At 43.7% G+C, this 13,290-nt stretch carries 13 protein-coding genes and 2 tRNA genes; 13 read left to right on the forward strand and 2 right to left on the reverse strand.

Annotated features, from left to right (window positions below):
• The first annotated feature begins 33 nt into the window (after positions 1–33).
• The 4 genes from EDD70_RS01610 (at position 34) to rpe (ending at position 5,135) form a co-directional block, all read left to right on the forward strand.
• Positions 34–726 carry a response regulator transcription factor gene (locus tag EDD70_RS01610; protein ID WP_092753659.1) on the forward strand — a complete coding sequence of 231 codons (693 nt, stop codon included), beginning with the start codon at positions 34–36 and terminating at the stop codon, positions 724–726.
• A gap of 95 nt (positions 727–821) precedes the next feature.
• Positions 822–2,282, forward strand: coding sequence for a HAMP domain-containing sensor histidine kinase (locus tag EDD70_RS01615; protein WP_242943106.1), 1,461 nt, complete (start codon positions 822–824; stop codon positions 2,280–2,282).
• A gap of 143 nt (positions 2,283–2,425) precedes the next feature.
• A complete protein-coding gene (locus EDD70_RS01620) occupies positions 2,426–4,027 on the forward strand; it encodes a S1C family serine protease (RefSeq protein WP_092753655.1) in 1,602 nt (533 codons plus the stop codon).
• A gap of 451 nt (positions 4,028–4,478) precedes the next feature.
• Entirely contained in the window at positions 4,479–5,135 is a 657-nt protein-coding gene (gene rpe, locus EDD70_RS01625; protein WP_092753653.1) for a ribulose-phosphate 3-epimerase, read from the forward strand.
• A gap of 7 nt (positions 5,136–5,142) precedes the next feature.
• Here the strand turns inward: rpe and EDD70_RS01630 are convergent, their stop codons facing one another.
• Entirely contained in the window at positions 5,143–5,763 is a 621-nt protein-coding gene (locus EDD70_RS01630; protein WP_092753651.1) for an adaptor protein MecA, read from the reverse strand.
• Positions 5,764–5,808: 45 nt separating this feature from the next.
• Here EDD70_RS01630 and EDD70_RS01635 point away from each other — a divergent pair, with 45 nt between their 5' ends.
• The 7 genes from EDD70_RS01635 to EDD70_RS01665 all read left to right on the forward strand — a co-directional run bounded on the left by EDD70_RS01635 (position 5,809) and on the right by EDD70_RS01665 (position 12,450).
• A complete protein-coding gene (locus EDD70_RS01635) occupies positions 5,809–6,879 on the forward strand; it encodes a 4Fe-4S binding protein (RefSeq protein ID WP_162840864.1) in 1,071 nt (356 codons plus the stop codon).
• Positions 6,860–7,891 carry an RnfABCDGE type electron transport complex subunit D gene (locus tag EDD70_RS01640; RefSeq protein ID WP_092753647.1) on the forward strand — a complete coding sequence of 344 codons (1,032 nt, stop codon included), beginning with the start codon at positions 6,860–6,862 and terminating at the stop codon, positions 7,889–7,891. Before EDD70_RS01635 ends, EDD70_RS01640 begins: the two co-directional genes overlap by 20 nt.
• Positions 7,824–8,525 carry an Rnf-Nqr domain containing protein gene (locus EDD70_RS01645; protein ID WP_162840863.1) on the forward strand — a complete coding sequence of 234 codons (702 nt, stop codon included), beginning with the start codon at positions 7,824–7,826 and terminating at the stop codon, positions 8,523–8,525. The genes EDD70_RS01640 and EDD70_RS01645 overlap by 68 nt, the downstream gene beginning before the upstream one ends.
• Complete coding sequence (locus EDD70_RS01650; RefSeq protein WP_092753641.1) at positions 8,522–9,115, forward strand: Rnf-Nqr domain containing protein; 594 nt, start codon at positions 8,522–8,524, stop codon at positions 9,113–9,115. Before EDD70_RS01645 ends, EDD70_RS01650 begins: the two co-directional genes overlap by 4 nt.
• A gap of 59 nt (positions 9,116–9,174) precedes the next feature.
• Positions 9,175–10,410, forward strand: coding sequence for a putative glycoside hydrolase (locus EDD70_RS01655; RefSeq protein WP_162840862.1), 1,236 nt, complete (start codon positions 9,175–9,177; stop codon positions 10,408–10,410).
• A 61-nt stretch (positions 10,411–10,471) separates the two neighbouring features.
• A complete protein-coding gene (locus tag EDD70_RS15200; protein WP_205408594.1) occupies positions 10,472–11,368 on the forward strand; it encodes a patatin-like phospholipase family protein in 897 nt (298 codons plus the stop codon).
• A gap of 5 nt (positions 11,369–11,373) precedes the next feature.
• Positions 11,374–12,450, forward strand: a complete 1,077-nt coding sequence (locus EDD70_RS01665; protein ID WP_242943105.1) for an FkbM family methyltransferase — start codon at positions 11,374–11,376, stop codon at positions 12,448–12,450.
• Positions 12,451–12,507: 57 nt separating this feature from the next.
• Here EDD70_RS01665 and trxA read toward each other — a convergent pair whose 3' ends face one another.
• Positions 12,508–12,831: a thioredoxin gene (gene trxA / locus EDD70_RS01670; RefSeq protein WP_092753635.1), complete on the reverse strand. Its 324-nt coding sequence runs from the start codon at positions 12,829–12,831 to the stop codon at positions 12,508–12,510.
• A gap of 235 nt (positions 12,832–13,066) precedes the next feature.
• Between trxA and EDD70_RS01675 the strand changes: the two genes are divergently transcribed.
• Positions 13,067–13,140 (forward strand) — tRNA-Gln (locus EDD70_RS01675).
• A 40-nt stretch (positions 13,141–13,180) separates the two neighbouring features.
• A tRNA-Pro gene (locus EDD70_RS01680) sits at positions 13,181–13,256 on the forward strand.
• The last annotated feature ends 34 nt before the right edge of the window (positions 13,257–13,290 follow it).

Below are 13,290 nucleotides of genomic sequence, written 5' to 3' on the forward strand. Positions count from 1 at the left end.
TATAAAAGACGTAAATAAGAGGAGGAAAAGACTATGTCAATGGGTAAAATTTTGGTTGCGGACGATGATAAAAACATTTGCGAATTATTGCGGCTTTACCTCGAAAAAGAGGGCTATACGGTGGTGCTTGCGTACGATGGTGAGGAAGCGCTTGCCAAGTTCGGCGCAGAAAATCCCGATATTCTTTTGCTGGATGTGATGATGCCCAAACTGGACGGTTGGCAGGTGTGTCGTGAAATCCGTAAAAAATCGGAGCTGCCCATTATTATGGTTACTGCAAAAGGCGAAACCTTTGATAAGGTGCTTGGTTTAGAGTTGGGTGCAGACGATTACGTGGTAAAACCATTTGATGCAAAAGAAATTGTTGCGCGCATCAAGGCGGTTATGCGCCGTACCGGCAAAACAGCCACCGAAAACAATGTAAAAGAAGTATCGTTTGATAAGCTTGTGGTGAACATGACAAAATACGAGCTGAAAGTGGACGGTAAGGTGGTTGATACACCGCCGAAAGAACTGGAGCTGCTGTTTCATCTTGCAAGCAACCCCAACCGTGTTTACACTCGTGACCAATTGCTCGACGAGGTATGGGGCTTTGAATATTACGGCGACAGCCGTACGGTTGACGTTCATGTAAAGCGCCTGCGTGAAAAGTTAGAGGGCGTTTCGGATAAATGGGCGCTCAAGACAGTGTGGGGCGTTGGCTACAAGTTTGAAGTAAAAGAATAACAGGGTGATGTAAAAAGCCCGATAGTAACAATAACAGGGCGCGCTTTGGGCGCGCCCTGCTTCCTGTAGATTAGATGTAAAGGTTTGAGTTGTTGATGCAAAAAAGTCTGCTCTCGAAATATTTTACCATATGCTCGTCAATTATTCTTGCGAGCATTACAATTTTGGGTATTATTTTAATGGTATTTGCTGCGCAGTTTTTTAAGCTTGACAAGCAAAAGCTGCTAATGCGAAATGCCAGCCAGGCGCTTGCGCTTACCGAGACGGAGTACAGGCGAAACGAGTACAAAGAGGTAAGCTCTTATATGCTAAAAACAGGGTATACTATCCTTGGTAATGCCATAGATGCAACTATTTTTCTTACCGACACCGAGGGTAAAACTTTGCTTTGTACAGAAAAGGGCAATTGCAGCCACTTTACCTATATCATACCGGAATCGATTCGCCAAAAAGTTGAAGCAAACGGCGAATACAAAGAAACGGGCAAGCTGGGCGGAGTATACAAAAATAATTTTTATTCGGTGGCTTTGCCGCTGAAGCATCCCTCGGGGCAAACCGTTGCTTATATTTTTGTATCATCTTCGGCATCCGGTTTGCAGTATTTTTTGGTTGAAATACTAAATATGTTTGCAATCAGTTCTTTAGCAGTCATTGTTATCAGCTTTATCGTTATTTATTTTGTCACCTCGCGTATGGTAAAACCTTTGCGCGAAATGGTAGGCGCTACACAAAGCTTTGCCAAAGGCGATTTTACCGTAAGAGTACCTGTAACCAGCTACGACGAAGTGGGACAGCTTGCCATTGCGTTTAACAATATGGCTACCTCACTTGCGAGTACCGAATCGGTGCGCCGCAGCTTTATAGGCAATGTATCGCATGAACTCAAAACACCTATGACCACCATCAGCGGCTTTATCGATGGCATTCTCGACGGTACCATCACCGAAGATAAACGCGATAAATATCTGCGCATCGTATCCGATGAAGTCAACCGCTTGGCACGTTTGGTTCGTTCCATGCTCAACATTGCACGAATGGAGTCGGGTGAACTAAAGCTTTCGCCTGTTGATTTTGATATCAATGAGACGATTTGTACAACCGTATTTACCTTTGAGCAAAAAATTGACAGCAAGCAGCTTGAGATACGCGGATTGGATCGAGGCAAGTTTATGGTGAGTGCTGATTCCGACCTGATTCATCAAGTGGTATACAATCTGATAGATAACGCTGTTAAATTTGTTAACCAAGGCGGATACATCGAATTTAATTATCGTGTTGAGGGCGGGTTTACTTATGTCGGCATCCGAAATTCGGGCGATGGTATACCAAAAGAAGAAATACCGCATGTGTTTGAAAAGTTTTATAAATCAGACCGATCACGCAGTCTTGATAAAAATGGCGTGGGGCTTGGCCTTCACATCGTGCGTACCATCATCAATCTGCACGCAGGCGATATCATTGTCCGCAGTGTGGAAGGGGAATATTGTGAGTTTGAATTTGCCCTGCCAACCGCGAAAACAAGTAAAGGGATATTAAGAAAAGGTTCACAAAGCTAACATCTAAGCCAAAATAAACATAAAAACATCACAAAAAATGTGTAATCTTTTTAAAAGCCGTTTATTTTATTTTCATATTTATTCGATATAATCATTTTAAGCTAATAAACAAGCAGCGAGTTACTCGCGGGGAGGTTTTCGATATGAGCGATTTTAACGACAACAATTTGAATGAAAAGAAAAATGAAATTCATTCGCAAGACAATCAGGAACATACAAGTTCTGCGCCGCCCAACCCGCCGCAAAGCGACCCGTATAAAACAACAGGCGGCAACACCGGCACAGACTGGCAATTTTCGCAGCAAAATTCCTACAACCAGTATAACCCTAAAACCGGATGGAACAACGGACGTACCGATTACAGTGCAAATTATAAAGCAAACTATACGAACAATGCAGGCGATACGCAAGGGCAGCAAAAAGCGGATGAAGAATACAAATGGAACTTTGCAGAATACGATAATACCGCCGACAATAAAAAGCACGGTAAGAAAAAACGCAAAGGGCTTGTGGTGTTTACTGCCATTGTGTGCTCGATGTTTGCAATTGCATTAATCGGTATGGCAGGGTATGGCGTTTGGAATATTGTACAGGGTAATGTTTTTGATAAATCAGGTTCTTCACAGAACGCTTCTGTACCAGAGGTTGGTTCCCCTGGGCTGAATATTAACGATGTACCTAAACCCAGTGAGACAATTGCACCGGACGGCAGCCTTACCACCAAACAAATTGCTGCAAAAGTGCAGCCCTCTGTAGTAGGTGTTGTGGTTTACGCTGCGGCAGATGCAAACAACCAATTTTTCGGAGGTTCGGGCGCAATACAAACCAACGAGGGTTCCGGAATTATTATGTCGGCAGATGGCTACATTATCACCAACGCACACGTGGTAGAAGGTGCAAGCGGCATCAAAGTGGTTCTCTACAACGGCGAGGAATATGAAGCCAAACTGGTTGGACGAGACGACAATACCGATCTTGCTGTGATTAAAATTGCTGCCAATAACCTGACTGCAGCAGAGTTTGGCGACTCTAAGCAGCTTCAGGTAGGTGAAGATGTTATCGCTATTGGTAACCCGGGAGGGCTGGAATTTGCAAGTTCAGTCACCAAAGGCATCATTTCAGGTGTCAACCGCCCGATTAAAAGCAGCGATGCAGGTTATACCATGAACTGCATTCAAACCGATGCGGCAATCAACCCGGGCAACTCGGGCGGCGCCTTGGTCAATACTTTTGGCCAGGTAATTGGTATCAATTCCTCTAAAATTGCCGCTACTCAATATGAGGGCTTAGGTTTTGCAATCCCTATTTCTGAGGCGAAGCCGATTATTGATGACCTTATTGCCAACGGAAGAGTAACAGGCAGAGTGAAGCTTGGCATTACAGGCAGAGAAATAGATGAAACACTTGCACGATACAACAATGTGCCCACCGGCTTTATGGTGTTTAACACCGAGCCGGGCTCGGACATTGAAAAAAAAGGCGTAGTTGCAGGTGATATTATTACAAAAATTGACGGTAAAGACTTAACTTCGCTTGGTGACCTGCGTGATTACCTGAAAGATTTCAAGTCCGGTGATAAAGTAACCCTTACCGTTTTTAGAAGAACATCAGGCAAAAGAGACAGCACATTCGAAGTGGTGATCTCTTTGCTGGCAGATACCGGAGAGGATATTGCTGCCCAACAAATAGTGCCGCAGCAGAAGCAAAGCAACAACGCAAATAATTTTTTTTCCTTTCTTCAGTAGCTGATAATTTATTAGAATAGTGCTTGAAATCCTCCAAGATTAAAGGGCGGACAACGTTGTCCGCCCTTTTTTGCACCTGCCCGTCCGTGTGCCGAGTTGTCGCGACGAATGAATGCCTCGCATAGAATGCTTATGTAGTGTGAAATTCATATTACAGCTAGCGTGGCGCGGCAGAGGGTGGCAGGTATGCCCGTGAATAGCCCGATGTAATGCCTGCGCATCAGATATGAGCCGCGGAGTTTTCTCCGCGGCTTTGGGCTTTTTGCTGTATTTTACCGGGATACCGTGTATTTGCAGAAAATATCGCAAGAAATTTACAAAAAAACATGAATGATTTGTTAATTTGCCTTATTTTGTTGACGGAAAGGGCTTTGGTGGTTTAGAATATAATGTGAGTAAATTGTCTGTACTATACGATATTTGACTATACTTCAAGAAAAGAGGTATTTATATGATTAAAATTGCACCATCTATTTTATCTGCCGATTTTGGCAAGCTTTTGGAACAATCCGATGCAGTGGCAAAGGCAGGTGCCGATTGGCTGCACATCGATGTTATGGACGGAAGTTTTGTACCCAATATTACCATCGGCCCATGTGTAGTTAAATCATTGCGCCCCAACCTAGACATTTTTTTTGATGTACATCTTATGATACAAGACCCATATACCTATGCCGAGGCTTTTGCACAAGCAGGTGCGGATTTGATCTGTTTTCACTACGAGGCAGATTACGATGTGCGTCGAGTAATTGATAAAATACGCAGCCTGGGCAAGAAAGTAGGCATTGCCATAAAACCAAAAACACCTGCAGAGGTGGTGTTCCCATACCTGAGCCTGATTGATATGGTATTGGTGATGACGGTGGAGCCGGGTTTTGGCGGGCAGAAATTTATGGCGGATATGATGCCCAAGGTACGTACCCTGCGCAGTAAAATTGACGCAGAGGGGCTGCCTGTTCTGATTCAGGCAGACGGAGGAATTGATGTTAACACCATTCAGATGGCAGCACAAAGCGGTGTTGACATTATGGTAGCAGGCAGTGCCGTTTACGGTAAACCGGATTATAAGCAGGCGATTGAGCAGCTCAGAGATGCTTCGGGACAGTAAGCCGAATTTACGAAAAAAAGTAAGATATTTTATCAATTGCATTTTCTTCTGCAATAGGGACGCCGTACTCTGCTATATAAGCTGCTGTGAGTTCCCCGCGCCCTGTAGGCTGTGCATATTCACATAAAAATGCAGCAGATAGGCTGCCTTTCCCATCAAGCGGATATAAAATCAAGCGGTAATATCCCGAAAAGTAGTACAGCGCACTTTTACGTACGCGGTGGCAATACAACGAAAACAGCTTTGTACAAGCAGTAATCATCACATCACAGCTTTCAAAAGTAAAAATTAAAGGCTCTGTGATGGAAAGATGATTTTCGGTGGTTCTCGGGAAGTAGCCCTGTGCAACTGTTAAAGCAATATCAGATAACCCTATGGGGAGGATACCCTCTCCGCAAGTAAAATAGATAATGCATCCGTCACCGAGCGGATAAATCTCGACAAAAAGCTTACCGGAGGCAGGGGCATACCCTGTTTCCAGGCGTGCACGGTCTAAAATATGGATGAGTGCCGACTTCGTATCGGCGTCATTGTAATTTATTTTTTCATATGTAAGTTGATACTGCTGTAAATCAGTACCGGTAAGCACTGCTTTCAGCTTATGTTGGTCAAGCAATTCAAAACACATAAATACAGCATCCCCATTATAGAATTGGTAGGTGATTTCGAAAAGATGGCAGGATTTTTTACAAGAGGTATTATTCTGGAACAGCGCAAGGAACCCGCGCTTAGCCGCGACCTGCGCAAATTCTTTAATGTAAATACAAACAACATCACCTTCGATCACACACTTTATCCGCCGCCGGATGAGTTGACCCCTGAGCAGGTGATTGAAATAGCTCGGCTCGCCAAAATTGTGGACGAGCGAGACGGTATTCCGCTGTACCAAAAATTAGCCATGGCACATGATACCGGTGTTGCAGCCGTTGTGGGTGACGCTTCGGATGATGAACCGTATATATCCAGCCAAATCAACCCCTTGCTGAAAAAACCGGAACTTACCGTAAAAGGGCTTCAGTTGGCAAAAACGGCTGTTGGTGCCCAAAATATGTTTTTTGCGGTTTACAAAAACATTACCGACCTTTCGGTAAAAATACCTAATAAAATTGAGGAAATCGAAGTGAGGCGTATTCGCGGCAGATATCCTGCCGAATACCGCATCAGTGATGAATTTCAGGAATACCGCCCCATTTTGCTGGTGGGGGTGGGGGCACTCATTCATTTGGCACGCGCAGCAATTCGCGGTAAAGTACAAACAAGCTGCTTTATTACGGTTGCGGGCAACTGCATTGCCAATCCCACGAATCTTGAAGTATCCATCGGAATGCCCATTATGCAGGTGCTTGAGCGCTGCGGGCTTTCTTCCGAGCCGAATACCATCATTCTGGGCGGTTCAATGACCGGTATTTCATGCAAAGACCCTGACAATACCGTTGTTACCAACATTACCCGTGCAATACTTGCCTTTAACGAGGACACCAAGGAACGTAACTATAAATGCATTGGTTGTGGGCGGTGTGTGGACGTGTGCCCTGAAAACCTTACCCCTTTTTACATTAATAAATGCATTGAACATGGTAAAACAAAAGAATTGTATTTTTACGATATTGATCGTTGTATTGGCTGCGGTACCTGCTCGTATATTTGCCCTGCAAATCTTGATATTGCTGCTAATATTAAGGAGGCACGCGCCAAACTGCCGAGAAGGAAAGGAGTGAAGCACGATGCTGCTAAAAGACCATAATGCTCCTCACATCAAAGCACGCGAAACAAACCGTACGGTAATGGGAGATGCAATTATAGCGCTGCTGCCGCTTTACCTCATGGCATTTTATTTTTACGGCGAACGTGCCGCCATGCTGGGTTTGGTATCGGTGGGTACCTGTGTAGCGGCAGATATTTTATGTATTTTGCTGCGTGGTCAAAAAATCAATCTGCGCGATTTTTCTCCGGTTGTTACGGGTATGATGCTGCCGTTGCTTTTACCTGCTTCTATTCCATATCATATTGTAATTATCGGCGGTTTGTTCGCAATAATTTTTGTAAAACAACCTTTTGGCGGTGTGGGACAAAATTTATTTAACCCTGCCGCGGGTGCATTTGCTCTTATGGCAATCAGTTGGCCCGATAAGGTGTTTTTATACCCCGAACCGCTGATGAAACTCGAAGCATTCGGTGAAATAACTTCAAAATTGGTGGAAGGCTCTGCCCATACACTGAAACTTGGCGGTGTACCTGTTATTAACACATTGGATATGATAACGGGCAACTTTGCAGGACCAATGGGTGCTACTAATATCTTAGTGCTTACAACATGTCTGATATACCTGATTTTTCGCAAAACCGTCAGTTGGCAGGTGCCGATCTCCTTTTTGGCAACCACGGCATTGATGGCTTACTGTTTTCCGCGTATTCCAACTTCGGGGTTTTCTTCTGTTGTGCTGGAGATGCTCTCCGGTTCATTAATGTTCGGTGCGGTGTTTATGCTTACCGACCCGGTTACGGCGCCCAAGCGGGGATTATCGAAGTATTTTTACGGTATTATCTCGGCTGTGGTTACTATGCTATTCCGCCGCTACGGGGGATATGAACAGACGGTGATGTTTGCTATTTTATTGATGAACGCTTTTGCTCCGGTGATTGACAGAGTAAGCGAATTTATTCTGAGAATACTAAGGAGGATGAATTTTGAGCCGAAGAAACGCAACAAAACGCGCACAATACAAAAGCCGCACAAAGCCCCTGCACAGGTTTAGCGGCATCATAACTCGTAATCCTGTCTTAGTTGGGGGGTTGTTGCTTGCACCCGTTGTGGTTGCATCCACATCGGTAAAAACCGCGGTAGCACTCTCTGTTACCCTCGCAATCGTTACGATACCCACAATGTTCATTGCATCTTTTATAAAAAATGCAATTCCTAAGTGGCTGCGCATACCGGTATATTCTCTTATTGCCTCGCTTCTTTTAATTCCATCGGCGCTGATTGTAAGCCCAATATCGCCAACGATATTCGATTCTATGGGCATGTACTTTTCGCTGATGGTGTTCAATTCGGTGCTGTTTTCGCGCGGTGAAAAGATAGCGGTGAAAAAATCTCATCTTGAAGTAGTGGCAGACGGGGCAATTTATTGCATTGGTTTTGCAGTTGCAATATTGCTGATTTCTGCTGTAAGAGAACTGCTGTATGCAAACACTTTATGGGGCTTGCCTGTACCGTTGCCATTTAAAATTTCTGCTGCAGTGTTGCCTTTTGCAGGCTTTATGCTGGTAGGCATGTTCTCTGCAATTTGCAGCTTTTTGCGGGAGTTTATTCGCAAACTGGTTGAAAAACACCGCATGCGTGCAAAACAATCGGCTATGGCGCTGGTAGGCGAGGAGGTAACGCGATGAGATTTCTTGCTGAATTTACAACGCTTGCAATGACAGCTATATTTCTCGAAAATGTAGTGTTCTCACGTGCTTTGGGCACAAGCCGTATGCTGAACAACTTAAAGGTTGGTAAAAATCTTATCGGTTTTGGTGTTTTGCTTAGCATCATGACAACACTTTCTTCTATAGCAACGTATTTTATCAATGCCTTTTTTAAAGAAAAAGAGCTGAAATTTTATTATCGTCCGTTTTTCTTTGTTTTGGTTATTACTATAATCTATGTTTGTGTTTACCTTGCAATGAAGAAATTTTCTCCCGTTTTGTATAAAAAATACGGTGAGTTGCTGACTTTTTCAACTTTTAACTGCGCATTGCTCGGCTCAGTATTCTTATCGGCAGATCAGAACTTTAACTTAACAAAAACTTTAGGATTTGGTTTTGGTTCCGGTATCGGTTTTACCATTGCAACATTGATGGTATACGAAGGCAAACGCCGATTGGTACTCAGTGATATTCCCAAATCGTTTCGCGGCTTCCCTATAACTTTGATGTATCTTGGAATGGTGGCTCTTGCTATGTATGGCCTTGTTGGGCACCAGCTACCGTTCTAAAAAAGGACAACCCTGCATAAGCTACTACAGTAAAGTAAAACTAACAGGCGGTGGAAATATTGTCAAAGGGCTTTAAGATTAAACGGTACAACAGCAGAATATACCAAAAAAACCGCAGCAAATCGTATTCACCGTTAGCCGTAGCGGGTACGATTGCGCTGCTTGCGGGGCTGTTTGTAGTAGGTTGGTTTGTTTACCCGCCTATCTATGACCTTCTTACAGGGCAACCTGCCGTTTCTCAATCATCAAGTTCTCAGCCGCAGCCATCCTCTCAGCCCGAAGAAGTGCCTTCTGGATCAAAACCAGAAGAGCAAACCCCGGCGGTAAATTCTGCTTTAAAGGCAGTGTATGCGCCGTTCGCGCTGGTGAAAGATTCTGCCAAACTGGAGGCAATGCTGCAGCAGGCATCAGCGGCTGGATATAATGCGCTGCTTTTTGATGTGAAGGACGATACCGGTAAGGTGCTTTATAACACAGAAAACGCTACAGCACAAGATTCCGCCGCAGTTACACAAAATCCCATCGATTTAAAAGCACTTACCGAAACACTTAAAAAACACAAAATACAGCCTGTTGCAAGGCTGCATACTTTTAAAGACCACATTATGCCCAAGAAAAATACAGAAGCTGCTGTACATTATCAAGGGCAGGAGATGTTGTGGCTTGATAATTTCGCAGACAAAGGCGGTAAACCATGGCTCAACCCTTACAGCACCCAAGCGCAGAATTATAATATTGAACTGGCAAAAGAATGCGTTGATGCGGGTGTTGCGATGGTGATTGCAGACGGTGTACAGTTCCCCAATGCAACCGGGATGAACCTTGCCACTTTCGGCGATACACAGGGGAAAACATGGGACCAGGCATTAAATGATTTTGTCGCAAAAATGGATGATGCTGTTACCTCGAAAGGTGCCCGTTTTGCGGTTGCTGCTCCTGTCAGCGCTGTGATGGAGAGCGAAGGTCCCAAACACTTGGGTAAACCATATGCATACGAAAGTACTATAGCAGTCAATTCTATGCCCTCGGTATGGGGTGCAGGCAATCAGGCTGCAGGGATTACCAATCCCGTTCAAAACCCATACGATACTGTACTTAATTCATTGCGCACGGCACAAAGCAAAACAAAACAAAAGCTGTTGCCTTTTGTACAAGCTTATACAGATAAAAAAATTCCAGAAAAAAACAACAAAGAGTATACAAAAGATGACATTGCAGCGCAATTAAAAGCGTTGGATGAACTCAAAATTGACGGTCATATTCTCTACAATCCTGAGGGCAGCTATATGTTCTAATAATAAAGCAGGGGCGGATTAAAATCCGCCCCCTCTTTTGTGACAACTGGAGGTATCTTTGATGAAAACTGGATTGGTTTTAGAAGGGGGCGGCTTGCGTGGCATTTATACGGCAGGGGTACTCGATACAATGCTCGAACTCGGTATCCAATTTGAGTATGTGGTTGGGGTATCTGCAGGTGCGTGCAACGCAACTTCTTACATCAGCAAACAGGCGGGCAGGGCAGGCAGAGTTATTTTGCAAAACTTTATGAACCCGCGGTATCTCGGTTACCGTAATCTGCTGCTGCACGGCTCTATATTCGGTATGGATTTTGTGTTTAATCAAATCCCAAATAAGTTCGATCCATTCGATTTTGATGCTTTTGAGAGCAGTACAGTTGATTTTGAAGTTGGTGCTACCAATATTGAGACGGGAAAAACCGAATATTTCAGTAAAGAGGTTGTTAGCCGCGAGCATTTTGCCGTAGTCCGCGCATCCAGCTCGATTCCGTTGGTAGCAAAAATCGTTACCATAAACGGTAAAAAATATCTCGACGGCGCAATTGGCGATTCCATTCCAATTAAGCATGCTATGGAAAAAGGGTATGAGAAAAATGTGATTATTCTTACTCAGCCGCGCGGTTTTATTAAAAAGCCGGCAGGATACACAGGCTTACGAAAGCTATATTACAGGCGATACCCAAAGTTTATAGAGGCGATGGAAAACCGCCACAACTTGTACAACGATACCCTCCGCTTTATAGAGCAGCTAGAAAAAGAGGAAAGAGTTTTGGTGTTGGCCCCGCAAAAGCCGATTCCTTTTGCAAGTTTCGAAAAAAACGTTCAAGGGATGCAAAAGCTCTATCAAAACGGCATTCAGGATGCCCACGATAACGCAGACAAAATCCGCAATTTTATGGGTGTACCCTGTGCAGAACACATAAAACAGCCTTCCTCAGATTGTTTGAAAGGATAAAAAACATGCAAGATTTGAAAACCCTGCTTACCGAGAACGAAAGCGTGTGGGACAGGATGCGTACTTGCGGCAAACCTATCGTTTTGTACGGCATGGGGGACGGGGCTCAAAAAATATTGGACGTGTGCAAACAAAAACATATTAAAATTGCAGATATTTTTGCAAGCGACGAATTTGTACGCGGACATTCTTTTGCGGGTTATAAAATACTGAAATACAGTGAAGTGTGTGCGAAATACAAAGACTTTATGGTTGCCGTTTCGTTTGCTACGCAATTAAACGATGTGCTGGACAGAATTTATAAAATTGACAGCCAGTACGAAACCGTTGCACCCGATGTACCGGTTATTGTAGATGGTACCTTATTTGATATGGATTATCTGCATCAGCATTGGAATGAGATAGAACAGGTTTATTCTTTGCTTGCCGATGACCAGTCTAAAAAAGTTTATGCAAATATTTTAAACTATAAAATCAGCGGTAAGCTGTGTTATTTAAAAGAGTGCGAGACAAGTGTATTCGAAGCATATCAATTGCTAAACCTAGGCTTAAATGAAGATTATGTTGATTTGGGCGCATACCGAGGCGACACGATAGAGGAGTTTTTAACCCATACCAAAAGAACATACCAAAGCATAACCGCTTTTGAACCCGATAAAAAAACTTATTCCAAACTGGTAGATAAAGTTAAGGCATTGAACCTTGTAAATGTACAGTGCCATAATTTAGGAGCTTGGAGTTGCCAAACAGAGCTGCGTTTTGCAGGGAAAGCAGGGCGTAATTCGGCATTGTCACAAAACGGAAACCGTGTGGTGCCCGTAGCTTCGGTGGACCATATTTTAAGCGGCAATCGCGCAAGTTATATCAAAATGGATGTGGAAGGCGCAGAATGCGAGGCGTTAAAAGGGTGTGAGAACACAATAAAAAGACATCAACCCAAGCTATGTATTTCAGTTTATCACCGCAACGAAGACATTTTTTCACTGCCTCTGCAGGTTCACAAACTAAACCCATTGTATCAGCTCTATCTTCGCCATTTCTCGTATATACCGGCATGGGATACTAATTTGTATTGTATCTAATAATACAAAAATAAAGAACGGACGAGCTTGCTGGCTTGTCCGTTCTTTTCGCAATATTTATGCTTTTGCTTTTTCAACAAGGTCTATAAAACGCTGTTTGGGTAAAAAACCAACTAAGCGGTCGACTTCTTCGCCATCTTTAAATAAAATCACGGTTGGGATAGTCATAACGTTAAAACGTGCAGCAATGTTGCTTTGCTCGTCAATATTAACCTTGCCTACCAGCACGCTCCCATCCAGTTCATCGGCAAGTTCGTCGATGGTTGGGCCTAGCATTCTGCACGGACCGCACCATTCTGCCCAAAAATCCACAAGAGCTATGCCGTTTCCGCCAATAACCTCTTGCTCAAAAGTTTCTTCATTAAAATGTTCGGTTGCCATTCTATATTACCTCCTATTATCGGCAATTGCCGCGAATTGTTGTTAGTATACCTCTTTAGTTACTATTTTATCAGCAACAGTCGTACTTTACAAGATAATGTAGATAAAACAGAAAAAATTAAAAGATTATTCAAAGTTTTTACCCGAAAAATAATTTTTCAACAGTTAAGGGATTGACAAAATAATTGGCGCAGGGTATAATAATAAAGCTGTTTAATACACAGCTTACACATATTGCCCGATTGTGTAAAGGTAGCACGACAGACTCTGACTCTGTTTGTCTGGGTTCGAATCCTAGTCGGGCAACCAAAACTGCTTCTTCCACTAAGGGCGGAGCAGTTTTCTTTTACGGGGTATAGCGCAGATGGTAGCGTGCTTGGTTCGGGACCAAGAGGCCGTGGGTTCAAATCCCGCTACTCCGACCATGAAAAAGTCATGTATGAGGTTTGAACTCATACA

It is taken from the genome of Hydrogenoanaerobacterium saccharovorans, from assembly GCF_003814745.1.
Taxonomy (GTDB): Bacteria; Bacillota; Clostridia; order Oscillospirales; family Ruminococcaceae; genus Hydrogenoanaerobacterium; species Hydrogenoanaerobacterium saccharovorans.

Coding starts and splice junctions, on each gene's coding strand:
- EDD70_RS01620 (WP_092753655.1), top strand. CDS start 2,426: ATGAGCGATTTTAACGACAACAATTTGAATGAAAAGAAAAATGAAATT.
- EDD70_RS01610 (WP_092753659.1), top strand. CDS start 34: ATGTCAATGGGTAAAATTTTGGTTGCGGACGATGATAAAAACATTTGC.
- EDD70_RS01665 (WP_242943105.1), top strand. CDS start 11,374: ATGCAAGATTTGAAAACCCTGCTTACCGAGAACGAAAGCGTGTGGGAC.
- EDD70_RS01630 (WP_092753651.1), bottom strand. CDS start 5,763: ATGTGTTTTGAATTGCTTGACCAACATAAGCTGAAAGCAGTGCTTACC.
- EDD70_RS01640 (WP_092753647.1), top strand. CDS start 6,860: ATGCTGCTAAAAGACCATAATGCTCCTCACATCAAAGCACGCGAAACA.
- EDD70_RS01635 (WP_162840864.1), top strand. CDS start 5,809: ATGGCAGGATTTTTTACAAGAGGTATTATTCTGGAACAGCGCAAGGAA.
- trxA (WP_092753635.1), bottom strand. CDS start 12,831: ATGGCAACCGAACATTTTAATGAAGAAACTTTTGAGCAAGAGGTTATT.
- EDD70_RS01650 (WP_092753641.1), top strand. CDS start 8,522: ATGAGATTTCTTGCTGAATTTACAACGCTTGCAATGACAGCTATATTT.
- EDD70_RS01615 (WP_242943106.1), top strand. CDS start 822: ATGCAAAAAAGTCTGCTCTCGAAATATTTTACCATATGCTCGTCAATT.
- rpe (WP_092753653.1), top strand. CDS start 4,479: ATGATTAAAATTGCACCATCTATTTTATCTGCCGATTTTGGCAAGCTT.
- EDD70_RS15200 (WP_205408594.1), top strand. CDS start 10,472: ATGAAAACTGGATTGGTTTTAGAAGGGGGCGGCTTGCGTGGCATTTAT.